General features: G+C 73.4%; 12 protein-coding genes. 5 read left to right on the top strand and 7 right to left on the bottom strand.

Going from position 1 to position 15,871, the window contains the following annotated elements:
• The first annotated feature begins 103 nt into the window (after positions 1–103).
• The 5 genes from ACZ37P_RS29945 to ACZ37P_RS29925 all read left to right on the top strand — a co-directional run bounded on the left by ACZ37P_RS29945 (position 104) and on the right by ACZ37P_RS29925 (position 6,677).
• Positions 104–862, top strand: coding sequence for a hypothetical protein (locus ACZ37P_RS29945; RefSeq protein WP_467349505.1), 759 nt, complete (start codon positions 104–106; stop codon positions 860–862).
• Between the two features lies 1 nt (position 863).
• Positions 864–2,831 carry a fumarate reductase/succinate dehydrogenase flavoprotein subunit gene (locus tag ACZ37P_RS29940; protein ID WP_355348296.1) on the top strand — a complete coding sequence of 656 codons (1,968 nt, stop codon included), beginning with the start codon at positions 864–866 and terminating at the stop codon, positions 2,829–2,831.
• Positions 2,828–3,595: a succinate dehydrogenase/fumarate reductase iron-sulfur subunit gene (locus ACZ37P_RS29935; protein ID WP_355348299.1), complete on the top strand. Its 768-nt coding sequence runs from the start codon at positions 2,828–2,830 to the stop codon at positions 3,593–3,595. Before ACZ37P_RS29940 ends, ACZ37P_RS29935 begins: the two co-directional genes overlap by 4 nt.
• A 198-nt stretch (positions 3,596–3,793) precedes the next feature.
• Positions 3,794–5,848 (top strand): TPM domain-containing protein, encoded by a 2,055-nt coding sequence (locus tag ACZ37P_RS29930; RefSeq protein ID WP_467349472.1) that lies wholly within the window; start codon positions 3,794–3,796, stop codon positions 5,846–5,848.
• A 112-nt stretch (positions 5,849–5,960) separates the two neighbouring features.
• Complete coding sequence (locus ACZ37P_RS29925; protein ID WP_467349470.1) at positions 5,961–6,677, top strand: PspA/IM30 family protein; 717 nt, start codon at positions 5,961–5,963, stop codon at positions 6,675–6,677.
• Positions 6,678–6,714: 37 nt separating this feature from the next.
• Here the strand turns inward: ACZ37P_RS29925 and ACZ37P_RS29920 are convergent, their stop codons facing one another.
• The 7 genes from ACZ37P_RS29920 to ACZ37P_RS29890 form a co-directional block, all read right to left on the bottom strand.
• Positions 6,715–9,258, bottom strand: a complete 2,544-nt coding sequence (locus ACZ37P_RS29920; protein WP_401313141.1) for a SpoIIE family protein phosphatase — start codon at positions 9,256–9,258, stop codon at positions 6,715–6,717.
• A gap of 212 nt (positions 9,259–9,470) precedes the next feature.
• Entirely contained in the window at positions 9,471–11,927 is a 2,457-nt protein-coding gene (locus ACZ37P_RS29915) for a SpoIIE family protein phosphatase (RefSeq protein WP_467349469.1), read from the bottom strand.
• A 901-nt stretch (positions 11,928–12,828) separates the two neighbouring features.
• Positions 12,829–13,659, bottom strand: a complete 831-nt coding sequence (locus tag ACZ37P_RS29910; protein ID WP_355348310.1) for an alpha/beta fold hydrolase — start codon at positions 13,657–13,659, stop codon at positions 12,829–12,831.
• Between the two features lie 23 nt (positions 13,660–13,682).
• Complete coding sequence (locus tag ACZ37P_RS29905; RefSeq protein WP_355348313.1) at positions 13,683–14,075, bottom strand: (deoxy)nucleoside triphosphate pyrophosphohydrolase; 393 nt, start codon at positions 14,073–14,075, stop codon at positions 13,683–13,685.
• A gap of 93 nt (positions 14,076–14,168) precedes the next feature.
• Entirely contained in the window at positions 14,169–14,363 is a 195-nt protein-coding gene (locus tag ACZ37P_RS29900) for an SPOR domain-containing protein (protein WP_355348316.1), read from the bottom strand.
• A gap of 4 nt (positions 14,364–14,367) precedes the next feature.
• The gene (locus ACZ37P_RS29895; RefSeq protein ID WP_467349467.1) at positions 14,368–14,841 is read right to left on the bottom strand and encodes an RpiB/LacA/LacB family sugar-phosphate isomerase; all 474 of its coding nucleotides are present in this window, start codon (positions 14,839–14,841) and stop codon (positions 14,368–14,370) included.
• Positions 14,842–15,053: 212 nt separating this feature from the next.
• Positions 15,054–15,806 carry a GntR family transcriptional regulator gene (locus tag ACZ37P_RS29890; protein WP_355348321.1) on the bottom strand — a complete coding sequence of 251 codons (753 nt, stop codon included), beginning with the start codon at positions 15,804–15,806 and terminating at the stop codon, positions 15,054–15,056.
• Positions 15,807–15,871 lie beyond the last annotated feature (65 nt).

Below are 15,871 nucleotides of genomic sequence, written 5' to 3'. Positions count from 1 at the left end.
TTCCTCCCCCCCCCCCCTCCTCCCTCCGCCCCCCCCTCCCCCCCCCCCCCCCCCCCCCCCCCCCCCCCCCCCCCCCCCCCCCCCCCCCCCCCCCCCCGCGGCCATTTCCGAACGGCATCTGCGGACCGACCGGTGGTGGGTGCCACCGCTGGTCACCGCGCTCGGCCTGGCGGCCTTCGTCGTCTACTCGACCTGGCGGGCCTTCGCCAACAGCCACTACTACGCGGCGCCCTACGTCTCGCCGTTCTACTCGCCGTGCCTGGCGTCGAACTGCGCGGACATGAAGGGCGGCGCCAACTGGCCGCTGTTCGGCGACTGGTGGGGTCTGTCACCGGCCCTGCTGGTGCTGGTCTTCCCGCTCGGCTTCCGGCTGACCTGCTACTACTACCGCAAGGCGTACTACCGGGGCTTCTGGGCCTCGCCGCCCGCCTGCGCGGTCGCCGAACCGCACGCGAAGTACACCGGCGAGACGCGGCTGCCGCTGATCCTGCAGAACGTGCACCGCTACTTCTTCTACTTCGCGCTGCCGGTGGCGGGCATCCTCACCTACGACACGGTGCTCGGCTTCCGCGACGAGCACGACCGCTGGGGCCACATGGGTCTGGGCACGGTCGTCCTGCTCGTGAACATCATCCTGATCTGGGCGTACACGCTGTCGTGCCACTCGTGTCGGCACATCATGGGCGGCAAGCTCAGGCACTTCTCCGCGCACCCGGTGCGCTACCGCCTCTGGGGCTGGGTCGGCGTCCTCAACGGCCGTCACATGCTGCTCGCCTGGTCGTCCCTGATCAGCGTCGGCCTCACCGACCTCTACATCTATCTGGTCTCCAGCGGCGTATTCGACGATCCGAGGTTCTTCTGAGATGACACAAGTCGAACGGCACGCGTACGACGTGGTCGTGGTCGGCGCGGGCGGCGCCGGGCTGCGGGCCGCGATCGAGGCCCGGGAGCGGGGCATGCGTACCGCCGTGATCTGCAAGTCGCTGTTCGGCAAGGCCCATACGGTGATGGCCGAGGGCGGCATCGCGGCCAGCATGGGCAACGTCAACTCCGGTGACAACTGGCAGGTGCACTTCCGCGACACCATGCGCGGCGGGAAGTTCCTCAACCACTGGCGGATGGCGGAGCTGCACGCCAAGGAGGCTCCCGACCGGGTCTGGGAGCTGGAGACCTGGGGCGCGCTGTTCGACCGCACCCCCGACGGCAAGATCTCGCAGCGCAACTTCGGCGGCCACGAGTACCCGCGGCTGGCACACGTCGGCGACCGTACGGGCCTCGAGCTGATCCGCACCCTCCAGCAGAAGATCGTCTCGCTCCAGCAGGAGGACTTCGCGGAGACCGGCGACTACGAGTCGCGGCTGAAGGTCTTCCAGGAGTGCACGGTCACCCGCGTGCTCAAGCAGGACGACAAGGTCGCGGGCGTCTTCGGTTACGTGCGCGAGTCCGGGCGGCTGTTCGTGATCGACACGCCCGCGGTGGTGCTGGCGACCGGCGGCATCGGCAAGTCCTTCAAGGTGACGTCCAACTCCTGGGAGTACACCGGCGACGGGCACGCGCTGGCGCTGCTGGCCGGGGCGCCGCTGATCAACATGGAGTTCATCCAGTTCCACCCGACGGGCATGGTCTGGCCGCCGTCGGTGAAGGGCATCCTGGTCACCGAGTCGGTGCGCGGCGACGGCGGGGTGCTGCGCAACAGCGACGGCAAGCGGTTCATGTTCGACTACGTGCCGGACGTCTTCAAGGAGAAGTACGCGCAGTCCGAGGAGGAGGCCGACGGCTGGTACTCCGCCCCTGACACCCACCGCCGACCGCCGGAGCTGCTGCCCCGCGACGAGGTGGCGCGCGCGATCAACTCCGAGGTGAAGGCCGGGCGCGGCACCCCGCACGGCGGCGTCTTCCTCGATGTGTCGACACGGCTGCCCGCCGAGGAGATCAAGCGGCGGCTGCCGTCGATGCACCACCAGTTCAAGGAGCTGGCGGACGTCGACATCACCGCGGAGCCGATGGAGGTCGGCCCGACCTGTCACTACATGATGGGCGGCGTCGACGTGGACCCGGACACGGCCGCGGCGCGCGGGGTGCCGGGGCTCTACGCGGCGGGCGAGGTCGCGGGCGGCATGCACGGCTCCAACCGGCTGGGCGGCAACTCGCTCTCCGACCTGCTGGTCTTCGGCCGCAGGGCCGGGCTGCACGCGGCGCGGTACGCGGCCTCGTTCGTCGAGGGCGCGCGTCCCGTCGTACCCGAGGAGCAGATCGACACCGCGGCGGCCGAGGCGCTGCGGCCGTTCAGCGCGGAGGACGCGGACGCGGCGGAGGCCGCCGGGGGCGCGCAGGCGGGCGGGGCGCGGCCCGCGGAGAACCCGTACACCCTGCACCAAGAGCTCCAGCAGGTGATGAACGACCTGGTGGGCATCATCCGGCGCGGTCCCGAGATGGAGGACGCGCTGAACCGGCTGACCGGGCTGCGGGCCAGGTCGCGGCGGGCGGGCGTCGAGGGGCACCGGCAGTTCAATCCCGGCTGGCACCTGGCGATCGACCTGCGGAACATGCTGCTGGTCAGCGAGTGCGTGGCGCGTGCCGCGCTGGAGCGGACCGAGAGCCGCGGCGGCCACACCCGCGACGACCATCCGGAGATGGACCGCGCCTGGCGCAAGGTCAATCTGGTCTGCGAGCTGACCGACCCCACCGGGGGCCTGGCGGCCACCGACCCCGACCACGGCCAGATCGGTCTGCGCCGGCGCGCGACGGACCCGATCCGGGGCGACCTGCTCGACCTCTTCGACAGGGACGAGCTGCTCAAATACCTGACGGACGAGGAGCTCGACGGGTGAGTTACGAAGCGCACTTCAAGGTGTGGCGCGGTGACGCCGAGGGCGGCGAGCTGCGCGACTACCAGGTCGAGGTCAACGACGGCGAGGTCGTGCTCGACATCATCCACCGCCTCCAGGCCACCCAGGCGGGCGACTTGGCGGTCCGCTGGAACTGCAAGGCGGGCAAGTGCGGGTCGTGCAGCGCGGAGGTCAACGGACGGCCGCGGCTGATGTGCATGACCCGCATGTCGGTCTTCGCACCGGAGGAGACGATCACGGTCACCCCGATGCGGACCTTCCCCGTCGTGCGCGACCTGGTCACCGATGTCTCCTTCAACTACGACAAGGCCCGGCAGGTCCCGGCCTTCGTGCCGCCGAAGGGGGTCGCGGCCGGGGAGTACCGGATGCAGCAGGTCGACGTGGAGCGCTCGCAGGAGTTCCGCAAGTGCATCGAGTGCTTCCTGTGCCAGGACACCTGTCACGTGGTGCGCGACCACGAGGAGAACAAGACGTCGTTCGCCGGGCCGCGCTTCCTGATGCGGATCGCGGAGCTGGACATGCATCCGCTGGACGCGGCCTCCGAGGCCGGTCTGACCCGCGCCTCGTCCGCGCAGGAGGACCACGGGCTCGGCTACTGCAACATCACCAAGTGCTGCACCGAGGTGTGCCCGGAGCACATCAAGATCACCGACAACGCGCTGATCCCGCTCAAGGAGCGGGCGGTGGACCGTAAGTACGATCCGCTGATCTGGCTGGGCAACAAGATCCGCCGCCGCGGCGAGTAGCTCCCCTCTCCCCTGCCTGCCTGCCCCGCACGGGGCGGGCAGGCAGGGGGAGCAGGCGGGCTGGCGGGCTGGCGGGCGGGCGGGCGGGCGGGCGGGAACAGAAACGGAACTCCGAGTCGCGCTCCGGACACACCGGACATAGCCTCCGAAAAGGAGCACGCGGCAAGCGGCCGTGGCGCGGCGAAGGGCGCGGTACGCATGCGGCGACTCGCGGGAATCGTTGCGGCGCTCGGCGCCCTGATGCTGCTGTCCGGCGCGCCGTCGGCACGGGCGGACGACCCGATCACGCTGTCCAGGTCCGGCCAGATAACCGACAAGGTCGGCGCACTGGGCGACCGGCAGCCGCAGGTCGTCACGGCGCTGGACGGCCTCTACCAGAAGCAGCGCGTCCAGCTCTTCGTGGCGTACGTCCGCACCTTCTCCGGCCGCGCTCCGCAGGACTGGGCGAACGCGACCGCGACCAAGAACGGCCTGGGCCAGCGGGACGTCCTGCTGGCGGTGGCCACCCACGACCGGCAGTACGCGGTCTCCGCCGACCAGGACTCCGGCCTGACCGCGGCCCAGCTCAACGAGGTCAGCAGCCAGGCCGTCGAGCCCGCGCTGCGGCAGAACGACTGGGCGGGTGCCGCGATCGGCGCGGCCACCGGCTACGACGCGGTCCTCAGCGGCCTTCCGGTGACCGTCCCCTCGATCACCCCCGGCACCGCGGACCCGGGCGGCAGCGGGGCGCCCCCGGGCGACTCCGCAGCCGACCTGTGGATTCCGGTGGTGGCCGTCGGCGCCGCGGGCGCGGTCGGGGTGTGGGCGTTCCGCAGGAAGCGCGGCCCGCGGCAGCCCGCCCGCCCGGCGCCCGGCGAGCGCGGCTGGGGCGCCCCGCAGCCGACCCCGCTGCCCGAGCTGGACTCGCAGGCCAAGCACCTGCTGGTGGAGACCGACGACGCGGTCCGCACCAGCCAGGAGGACGTGGGCTTCGCGGCGGCGCAGTTCGGCGAGGAGGCCGCGCGGCCGTTCGCCGAGGCCGTCGAGTACGCCAAGACCGAGCTGACCGCGGCCTTCCGGCTGCGCCAGCAGCTCGACGACGCGATACCCGAGGACGACGCGACCCGCCGGCAGATGCTGGACGAGATCCTGTCCCGCTGCACCCAGGCCAACCGGCGGCTGGACGCGGAGTCCGAGGCGTTCGACCGGCTGCGCGCCCTGGAGGCGAACGCGCCGGAGGTGCTGGAGCAGGCCGAGGCGAAGGCGGCGGCGCTGCCGAGCCGGATCGACACCGCCGAGGCGTCCCTGGCGCCGCTGGCCCAGAAGTACGCGGACGCCGCGCTCGACCCGGTCACCGGCCACCCGGCGGAGGCCAGGGACCGGCTGGAGTTCGCCCACGCCAGCCTCGTACAGGCCAGGGCCGCCGTCGGCACCGACCACGGCAAGGTCGCCGTGTACGTACGGGCCGCCGAGGGCGCGCTGGACCAGGCGGTCATGCTCACCGACTCCGTCACCCGAAGGGCCCAGGAGCTGGCGGAGGCCGACGGGAAGCTGCGGGACGCGCTGACCGAGGCCGACACCGACCTCGCCGAGGCCCGCGGCCTGCTCGGCGGCACCGCCGCCGGGGTCTCCACCGCCGACCTCCAGGGCAGGATCGCCCGCGCCGAGACGGTCGTGGCCGACGTACGGCAGGAGCTGGCGGCGGGGCGCTACGACCCGATCGCCGGGCTGCGGCGGGTCGAGGAGGCGGACGCGGCGCTGGACGAGGCGCTGGCCGGGGCCCGCGAGCGGGAGGTCAGCGAGCAGCGGGCGCGCGGGCTGCTGGACCAGGCGCTGCTGGGGGCGCGCAGCGAGGTGGCCGCCGCCCGCGACATGGTCACCACCAACCGCGGCGCGGTCGGCAGCCAGGCCCGTACCCGGCTCACCGAGGCGGAACGGCGGCTCCAGCAGGCCGAGGCGCTGGCCGGTTCCGACGCGGCGGGCGCGCTGGCGCACGCGCAGGAGGCGGACCGGCTGGCCCGGCAGGCGCAAGACGCGGCCCGGCGGGACGTCGGCGGGTACGGCGGGGGCTTCGGCGGACCCGGCGGCCGGCGCTCCGGCGGCGGCATGGGCGGCGCGGTGCTCGGCGGGATCATCCTCGGCGAGATCCTCGGCGGCGGGCGCGGCCGGGGCGGCGGCGGCTTCGGCGGGGGCTTCGGGGGCGGCGGCTCGGGACCCGGCAGCTTCGGCGGCGGCCAGACCCGCGGCCGGATGGGCGGCGGCGGCCGCTTCTGAACTCCCCTGACCCTCCTTCTATCCGCCCCCTTCCTTTCCGGCCCCCCTACTTTCCGGCCCCTCTTTCCGGCCCTTTCTGGCCCACGGATACGGACACGCAAGGAGTACGACCATGACGAAGCAGACCGTCCTCGGCCGGGTGACCCAGCTCGCCAAGGCCAACATCAACGCCCTCCTCGACCAGGCCGAGGACCCGCAGAAGATGATGGACCAGCTCATCAGGGACTACACCACCAACATCCGCGAGGCCGAGGAGGCGGTGGCCACCACCATCGGCAATCTGCGGCTGATGGAGCAGGACCACGCCGAGGACGTCGCGGCGGCCAAGGAGTGGGGCGACAAGGCGCTGGCGGCCAGCAAGAAGGCCGACGAGCAGCGCGCCTCGGGCAACACCGCGGAGGCCGACCGTTTCGACAACCTCGCCAAGATCGCGCTGGGCCGTCAGCTCCAGTCCGAGAAGGAGGCGCGGACGGCCGAGCCGACGATCGCCTCGCAGAACGAGATCGTGAGCAAACTCAAGTCCGGCCTGGACTCGATGAAGGCCAAGCTGGGCGAACTCCAGGGCAAGCGCGACTCGTTGGTGGCGCGCGCGAAGTCCGCGCAGGCGCAGAACCAGATGATGGACGCGGTCAAGAACATCGACGTGCTCGACCCGACCAGCGAGCTGGGCCGCTTCGAGGACAAGGTGCGGCGCGAGGAGGCCAGGGCCAAGGGCAAGGAGGAGCTGGCCGCGTCCTCGCTCGACGCGCAGTTCGAGTCGCTGGACGCGCTCGGCGACAGCGCGGAGATCGACGCGCGACTGGCCAAGCTCAAGGACCGCGCGGCCTGACCGCCGAGGGCCGTCCGCCTGCCGCGCGCGGCAGGCGCTAGAACATGCTCAGCAGTTCGTCCACCGAAGGACCGCTGGAGTGGGACTGCTCGCCGGGCAGGGCGAGTTCGAACCAGACGGTCTTGCCGCGGTGGGTACGGCGGCTGCCCCAGCTCTCGCTGAGCATGGTGACCAGTTGCAGGCCGCGCCCGCCCTCGTCGGTGTCACGGGCGCGGCGGCGGCGCGGCTGCACCAGGGCGCTGTCCCACACCTCGCACACCAGGGTGCGGTCCAGCAGCAGCCGCAGTCGTATGTCGCCGTAGCCGTGCCGCAGCGCGTTGGTGACCAGCTCGCTGACCAGCAGTTCCGTGGTGTCGACCAGGTCGCCGAGCCCCCAGCTCAGCAGTTGCTCGCGGGCCAGCTCGCGGGCCCTGGCCACCGACGTGGGGCGCGGTTCCAGCGTCCAGTCGCCGACCTGCTCCGCGGGCAGACCGCGGATTCTGGCCATCAGCAGGGCGATGTCGTCCTCGCCGTGCGCGGTGTCCAGGGTGGCCAGCACGTGGTCGCAGATGTCCTCGAGCGGCCTCGGCGGCCCGGCCAGCGAGTCCCGGAAGGCGTCGAGGCCCTCGTCCAGCGGGTGGTTGCGGGACTCCACGAGACCGTCGGTGTACAGGGCGAGCAGCGCGCCCTCGTTCAGCTCGACCTCGATCTCCTCGAACGGCTCGCCGCCGACGCCCAGCGGCACTCCCCTGGGCACTTCGAGCAGCAGCGGCGACTCGCCCGACTCCACGACGACCGGCGGCAGATGGCCCGCGTTGGCGATCGTGCAGCGCCGGGTGACCGCGTCGTAGACCACGTAGATACAGGTGGCCAGGTAGACCTCGGACAGGTCGGCGCCGCCGCGGTCCTTGGCCCGGCGGGTGCGGCCCTGGTTCGGGGAGCCGAGGCCGTTGGCCACCTCGTCCAACGCGCCCAGCACTTCGGCGGGTTCGAGGTCGAGCGCGGCCAGGGTCCGTACGGCGGTGCGCAGTTCGCCCATCGCGACGGCGGCGCGCAGGCCGCGGCCCATCACGTCGCCGACCACCAACGCGGTGCGGTGGCCCGGCAGTTCGATGACGTCGAACCAGTCGCCGCCGACCTCGGTCTCCATGCTGCCCGGCAGATAGCGGCAGGCGATGTCGAGGCCCGCGGCCTCGGGGTCGTCGGGGGGCAGCAGGCTGCGCTGGAGGATCAGCGCGCGCTCGTGCTCACGCCGGTAGAGCCGGGCGTTGTCGATGAACACCGCGGCGCGGGCCGCCAGTTCCTCGGCGAGCATCCGGTCGCGGTCCACGAACGGCTCGCTGCCCTTGGCGCGGGAGAACTGCACCAGCCCCAGAACGGTGTCGCGGGCGACCATCGGCACCACGAGCGTGGACTGCACGAGGGTGCCGCCGAGATCGGGCCCCCCGTCGCCGTCGATCACCTGCGGCTGCGCGGTGCGCAGCGCCCGCGCGCTGGCGGAGCTGAAGCGGTAGCGGTGCACGGCGCCGACCGCGACCGGGCCGTCCGCCACATCGTCGTCGTCCCCGGCCATCGCTATCGGCGCGTCCGACACGGAACTGGCGAACGCCACCCGGCGCACGTCCCCGCTGCCGTCGGTGGTGCCCGTCAGATCCTCGGCGCCGGACAGCAGGGCCTGGTAGAGGTCGACGGAGGCGATGTCGCAGAAGTGCGGGACGGCGACGTCCAGCAGTTCGCGCGCGGTGGTCTCCAGGTCGAGCGAGGTGCCGATACGGGCGCCCGCCTCGTTGAGCAGCGCGAGATTGCGGCGGGCGTGCGCGGCCTCGCGCTCGGCTCGCTGACGTCCGGTGACGTCCATCGCGAGTCCCGCGACGCCGATCGGCCGCCCGGTGCCGCTGTGCAGCCGGTACAGCGACATCGACCACCGCCGCCGCCCCGGATCGCCGGGCACGGTGCCGACCAGCGGCATGTCCAGGACGGGCTCGCCGGTCTCCAGCACCTGGCGCAGCGCGGCGCTGAGCCGGTCGGCCTCGACGCGGGAGAGGAAGTCGTGCGGGCCGCGGCCGTGGTTCTCCTCGGCCTCACGGCCGAAGACGGTCGCGAAGCGCTCGTTGACCCGGATCAGCCGCAGGCTGGTGTCGAAGAGCACGAAGCCCATCGGCGACTGCCCGAACACCGCCTGGGAGGCGGCCAGATCGGTCTCGATCTGGCGCAGCGTGGCGACGTCGACCGCGATGCACAGCGCGCCGTGGTCGGCGGGCATCACGTAGACCTCGGCCAGGCCCTGGCCGCCGGAGGCGTCCCGGTACGGCACGAGTCCGGTCCACTCGTGGCCGTCGAGGATCTCCGCGAGGCGCTCGTGCGCGCGCTCGCGTAGGTGCTCGGGCGCGAAGGCGTTCACCGGGTCGCGGCCGAGCGCGCGTTCTGCCGGTACGCCGAAGAACTGCGCGGCCCGCGCGCTCCACTGGTCGATCCGGCCGTCACCGTCGAGCGAGAACGACGCCACGCGTATGTAGTCGTAGAGCGAACCGGGCGGACTCGACTGCCAGACCGCGTCGACCGCGTCCGTGTCGTCTCGGGGCGGTACCGCCCTCGCTGGCATGTCGCTCACTCGCCCGACCCCTCCAGCTCAGCACACATGGACCGGTTGGAGCCGAGTATTCAGCATGAGGACCGTCCAGCACACGGTCTTGTCGATCACAGCATCATCTCGGCTCCTGGGGTACGGGGACCGTCCCCGGGACAGCGCGGTCACACCCCTCGCTCCCGCGTCTTCGGCATACCCGGCACAGCTCCCGTGAATCATCGCGCGCGTCACGGCAGAGCCAGTTCGAACCAGACGGTCTTTCCGAACGGTCCGTGACGCGTTCCCCAGCGCCGTGAGGCCCGTGCGACCAGTTGCAGACCACGGCCGCCCTCGTCCTCCAGGGTGGCGATCCGCTCGCGCGGCGGGTCCGGCAGCGGGTCGGAGACCTCCACCAGCAGCGAGCCGCCGCGCACCATCCGTACACCGATCGGTCCGTGCGCGTACCGCAGCGAATTGGTGACCAGCTCGCTGACCAGCAGCATCGTGACGTCGGTGAGCTGCGCGAGACCCCATTCGACCAGGGTGTCACGGACCCGGCGGCGCGCCAGCCGGACGGCGCTGGGCTCGGCGGGGAACGTCCAGGAGGCGGTGGATCCGGCGGGCAGCCCGCCGAGCCTGGCCATCAGCAGCGCCACGTCGTCGGGCTCGCGGCCCGGCTGCATGATGGCCAGCACGTCGTCGCAGGAGTCCTCCAGTGAGGGCAGCGGGCGGCACAGCGTCTGGCGCAGCCGTTCCAGGCCCTCGCCGATGTCCTGGCCGCGGGTCTCCACCAGGCCGTCGGTGTAGAGCACGAGGACCGTGCCGTCGGCGACCGCCAGCTCCGTGGTCTCGAAGCGGACGCCGCCGACGCCCAGGGGGACGCCGGAGGGCAGCTCGACCAGCCGGGCATGGCACTCGTCCGGGTGGGCGCCGGGTTCCCCGCCGCCCGGCGCCCGCGTGACGGGTTCGACCAGGACCGGCGGCAGGTGGCCCGCCTGCGCGATGGCGATCCGGCGCGTCGAGGGGTCGTAGACGGCGTAGACGGCGGTGGCCATCCAGCCCTCGGCCTGGCCCTGCGCGAGGTCGTCGCCCAGCTCGTTGACCCGGCGCAGCAGCTCGTCCGGCGGCATGTCGAGCCCGGCGAGCGTCCGTACGGCGGTACGGAGCCGGCCCATGGTGGCCGCCGCGCCCAGGCCGTGGCCCATCACGTCGCCGACGACGAAGGCGACCCGGCCCCCGGCCAGCGGGATCACGTCGAACCAGTCGCCGCCGACCTCCGCGCCGCTGCTGCCGGGCACGTACCGGAAGGCGACGCCGACGCCGGGCGGTTCCACGACGCTCTGCGGGAGCAGGCTGCGCTGGAGCATCAGGGCGCCCTCGCGCTCGCGGACGTAGAGCCGGGCGTTGTCCAGGGCGGCGCCCGCGCGGTTGGCCAGTTCCATCGCGAGGGCCAGGTCGTCGTGGTCGAACGGCTCGCGCTCGCGCGCCCTGCTGACCACCAGCAGGCCGAGGACGACGCCGCGGGCCCGCAGCGGCAGCACGAGCAGCGAGTGGACGCCGAGCGCGATGGCCGCGCGCACCTTCGGGTCGCCGGGGAAGGTGGTGGCCAGCAGCTCCTCCTCCGAACTCACCATCCGGGGCTGCCCGGTGGTCAGCACCGTGCCGAAGATCGACTTGCGGGTGAAGCGGATCGGCTGCCCGGTCAGGATCATCCGCTCGACCTCGGGCCCCCAGCGCACCGCGCCCGTGCCGAGCTGCCGCATCGGGGTGTTGTCCCCGTACGGCGCGGTCGGCAGCTCGCCGCCGTCGGCGACCTCGGCGTGCAGGATCACCCCGGAGTAGTCGCTGAAGGTCGGCACGACGGCGGCGGCCAGCGCCTCGGCGCACCGGCGGACGTCCAGCACGTTCGCGATCCGGGTGCCCACGTCGTTGAGCAGCGCCAGCCGCCGCCGGGCCCGCTCGACCTTCGCGGCGGCCTGCACGCGCTCGGTCACGTCGATGACGGTGGCGCTGATCCCCAGCACCCGCCCGGCCCGGTCGACCAGCCGGTGGTACGACAGCGAGCGGTGGCCGCGGCCGTGCGGCGCGTACGTGACCAGGTCGATCACCGGCCGCCCGGTGGCCAGGACGTCCCGCTGGAGCGCGGTGAGGTCGGCGGCCGACCGCTCGTCCAGCACCTCCTGCACGGTGTGGCCGATGTGGTCGGCGACGGGCCTGCCGTTCATCGCCGCCAGCGCCTCGTTGAGCCGTACGTAGCGCAGGTCGCGGTCGAAGATGGCGACGCCGAGGGGTGAGGAGTCGAAGAGCGAGTCGAGGGCGGCGAGGTCGTGCTCCAGCGTCCGCAGGCGGCTCGTCTCGACCATCGAGGCCAGGACGAAGGGGCGGCCGTCGCCGTCGACCAGCAGCGAGGCGCGGGTCTCCACCTGGACGGTGTGGCCGTCGCGGTGCCGCAGCGAGAGGATGCCGTCCCAGCGGCCCCCTCGCAGCAGGTCGGCGAGGATCTGCTCGGCGGGGCTGGGGTCCGGCATCCGCGGGATCTCGTCCGGCCCGCGCCGCGGGGAGTGTCCCGGCGGGCTCTCGGGCGGCCCGAACAGCCCGCCCACCCGGCGGCCCACGATGTGCTCCCCCGCCCAGCCCAGCACTTCCTGTGCCAGGGGGCTCCACAGCAGCACCCGCCCCGACGTGTCCAGCATGACGACCGCCACCCGCAGTGTGTCGAGCAGCGTCCCCGTGCTCTTTCCCCGCCCCTCACCCCACGGCTCCGGATCGGGATCCAGATCCGGATGATGATGCCGATGCGGCCGCCCCACCCCCGGCTCCCCCTCCCCGGCCCGGTGGCTCTCCCCCGCCGGGGGGCTCTCCCCTGCGGGGACCTGTCCGCCTGCGGCGGGGGCTTGTCCGCCTGCGGCGGGGGCTGGGCTGGCCTCGGCGGGACCGCCACCGGCGGGAGCCTGGCCGCCTGCGGCGGGGGGCTGGCCGCCTTCCTCGGGACCGGCTGCGGCGGGGTCCGGGGCGCGGTTCGGGGACGCCTCAGGGCCATCGCCGCCGCTGGCGCTCATGCGTCACCCCCGACCGGGTCGGGCCGGTTCCGCCCCGGCCACTGTCAGTGGGAATTATCCCTCTTACCCGATATTCCCCCAAACACCCCGATACCGCGCGGGCCACGGGGAGACGGCGTAACGGCCGGGGGCGGCCCGGGGCGGCCGTGAGGCCGGGGGCGACCGTGAGGCCGGGGCCAGCGGGAAGCGCGCGGCGCGGCGCGGGCGCTGGAGGCGACCGGGGTCGGCCGGAGCCGGGAGCGCCAGGCGCGGCGGGGGCGAAGCCAGCGGCGCGGGAAGCGCCTGGAGCGGCGCTAGCGACGGGAGCCCGAGGTCGGGATCGGCCGGGGCCGGCTGGAGGCCGAGGGTGGCCGGGTTGGCCAGGCGCAGGCGTCAGATGCGACCAGGGGTCGGGGTCGGTGGCACGGAAAGCCCCGGGCGCGGCGGGGCAGGTGCGGCGAGAGCGGACACGGGGTCAGGTGCGGCGGGGTCCCGCCGGGGGCGGGTGCGGCGGGGTCCGCGCCAGGGGCAGGTGCGGCGAGGGCGGGCCGGGGGGCGGGCGGGGCCGTCAGGCTAGGGCTAGGGCTTGGGTGAGGGCGGCGGCCAGGGCGGCCGGGCCCTGGACGTGGGCGAGGTGGCCCTGGCCCGGAATGACGTGGACGCGGGCGCGGGGCATGGCGCCCGCGATGCGGGCGAAGGGCTCCCAGTAGGGGCCGACCCCGTCGTCGTCGCCGCCGACCAGCAGGGTGACGGGCATGTCGAGCTTGCCGTAGGCGGCCAGGTCGGCGTGGTGCTCGTTCAGGGCGGTCAGCTCGCGCCCGAGCGGCGCCGCGAGAGGCCGCAGCACCTGCCAGGCCGGGCTCCGGCGCAGCTCGGCGACGTACTCGGCGGAGAATCCGGACACGTCCCGGTTGACGATCTCCACGGCCCGGTCCAGGTCACCGGCCGCGTCGGCCGCGCGCAGCGAGTCCAGCACCTGCGCGCCGAAGGGCCGCACCACCGGCTCGTAGAGGGTCAGGGAACGCACGCCGGAGTGCCGCGTCGCGGCCTCCAGCGCGATCAGGCCGCCGTAGCTCCAGCCGAAGAGGTCCACCCCGCCGTCGCCGCCGTGCCGCCCGGCCACCTCGTCGAGCACCCGCCGCAGATCCGCGACCTCGGTGCCGACCCCGTATCCGTCACCCAGCTCACCGCTGGGCCGTCGGCCGCGCCGGTTCAGTACGTACACCGGCCGGCCGGCCGGAAGCGCGTCCACCACCGGCTGCCACGACACGGCGTCGGCCATGACCCCGGGAACGATCAGCAGCGGCCTGCCCTCGCCCACCCGGTGGCCGAGCACCAGCACCACACCGTCGCGTTCCACCTGCACCAGCATCGAATCCCCCGTCTCGGTCGCGGACACCGAAAAACCCTACCCTCAGGCCGTCAGCCGACCAGAAGGCGTGTCGCCCACTCGACCGCCGGGCGGTCCTGGTCGAGCCAGTCGACGTCGGAGGTCTGCGCGGGGAGCAGCCAGCGCAGCTCGTCGTGGTCCTGGAGGGGGCGGGGCGTGCCGCTCACCAGGCGGGCGGTCCAGACGTGCAGGGTGAGGCCGTTGGCCAACGGCCAGGCGCCGGGGACGCGTTGGAGGGGCTCCACCGTGACGCCCAGCTCCTCGCGCAGCTCGCGCACGAGCGCGTCCGGCGGGCTCTCCCCCGCCTCGACCTTGCCGCCCGGCAGTTCCCAGCGTCCCGCCAGCGCGGGCGGCGCGGTCCGCCGCGCGGCCAGCAGCCGTCCGGCGTCGAGCACGGCCCCGCCCACCACCACACGTTCGGTCATGCGACGCAGGATACGTAAGACGGAGACCCGCGACCCGCACAGCGCGCGGCGGAAACCCGTTACGAGGACTGCACAGCGCGCGGCGCGAACCCGTTACGAGGACTGCACGGCGCGCGGCGTCAACCGCTCGATCACGTAACGCCGTTGCTGCTGGTCCCGGTTGAGGCCGGGACCGTTCAGCGTGGCCGCGACGCGCTCGGCCTCGGCGCGGGTGGCGTAGCGCCCGACCCGGTACCGGTTGCCGCTCTCGTCCTGCCGTATGAGGAGCCATACGAGGTCGGTCGTCATCAGCTCAGGCCCCCTCAGGCGAGGTCGCGGCAGCGGAACCGGCTTCCAGGTCCGCCAGGTGCGCGACATTGTCCCGGTCGTCCGCCGCGTCGCTCGCGGCGCTGTCGAACCAGGCGTCCAGGATCTCGCCGAGCACGGCGCCGGACACCGAACGCAGGCTCAGCGCCAGCGCGTTGGCGTCGCTCCAGCGGCGGGCACCCCGCGCGGTGTACGCGTCGGCGCACAACGCGGCCCGGACGCCCGGGAGTTTGTTCGCGGCGATGGACGCGCCGGTGCCGGTCCAGCAGCAGACCACCGCCTGGTCGGCCGCGCCCTCGGCCATCGCGCGGGCCGCCGCCTCCGCGCTCCAGGCCCAGTCCTTGCGGTCTCCGGGGCGCAGTGCGCCGTAGGCGAGCACCGTGTGACCACGGTGACGAAGCTCGTCGACGACCTGCCTGGCCACCGGTTCATCCATGTCCGAGGAAACGGCGATGCGCATATGCCCGACCCTACGCCCGAGGTTCACGGCGCGGGCACGGAATGACACGAAGAGGTACCGTTCCGGCCAGGTGTTCGACCAGAAGTTGACTGTAGGTCACACGTGTCCGACGCCCCCGGCGGTCACGCCGGGCGCACGCCGGAGTGGGCACCGGCGCCCGTACCGCCCGGACCATCCGTACCGCCAGGCTCCGTAAGGGAGTTGACGGCGGGTCAGCGTACCGGCAGGTGGTAGACGGCCCGGTACCGCTCCGCCGGGATGATGACGTCCGCGGTCTCCACCGGCTGCCCCGAGCAGTAGTACGTGCGCTGGATCTCGATGACGATGTGCCCCGGCACTCCGCCGAGCGCCGCCGTCTCCTCCGCGAGCCCCGGCCGGGCGCCGACCTCCTCGGCCATGTGGTCGACCACCAGGTCGATCGCCGCCATCCGCTCCACGACGCCCTGGCCGCCGACCGGCCCTTCCTCCGGCAGCAGCACCGGTGTGCGGGCGGTCAGCGCCAGCGGCTCCCAGGAGGTGGAGAGCATCGAGGGCTCACCCTCGGTGCGGAAGAGGTAGTGGGTGCGCATCACCCGGTCGCCGGGCTCGATCCGCAGCCGCTCGGCGACGGCGGGCGAGGCGTGGTCCTGGACGCTGCGCGACTCCCAGGTGCCCTTGCACCCCTCGTCCCCCTGCTCCTGCCGGAACGGGCTGGCCGTCCCGGCGGGCCGGTAGCCGCTGCGGACGATGCGCCGCGGCCTCGGCCGCTCCCGTACGTACGTGCCGGAGCCGGACCTGCCCTCCACGAAGCCCTCGGCCATCAGCACCTTGCGCGCTTCGAGCGCGACGGTGTCCGAGACCCCGTACTCGGTACGGATCCGGGCCTGCGAGGGCAGCCGCGCGTGCGGCGGGAGCGTCCCGTCGAGGATCTTGCGCCGCAGATCCTCGGCGACGCGAAGGTAGGCGGGCTGCTCACCGAAAGGCACGTGCCCCTCCCAAGGGGTTGACTGTCTGCGACAGCTTGACAACCGTCGGTGCCCGTCCGCAAGCC

It is taken from the genome of Streptomyces sp. NPDC024632 (assembly GCF_055559175.1).
The sequence above is the reverse complement of the archived record's forward strand: the minus strand, read 5'-3'. Positions and strand labels throughout refer to the sequence as shown.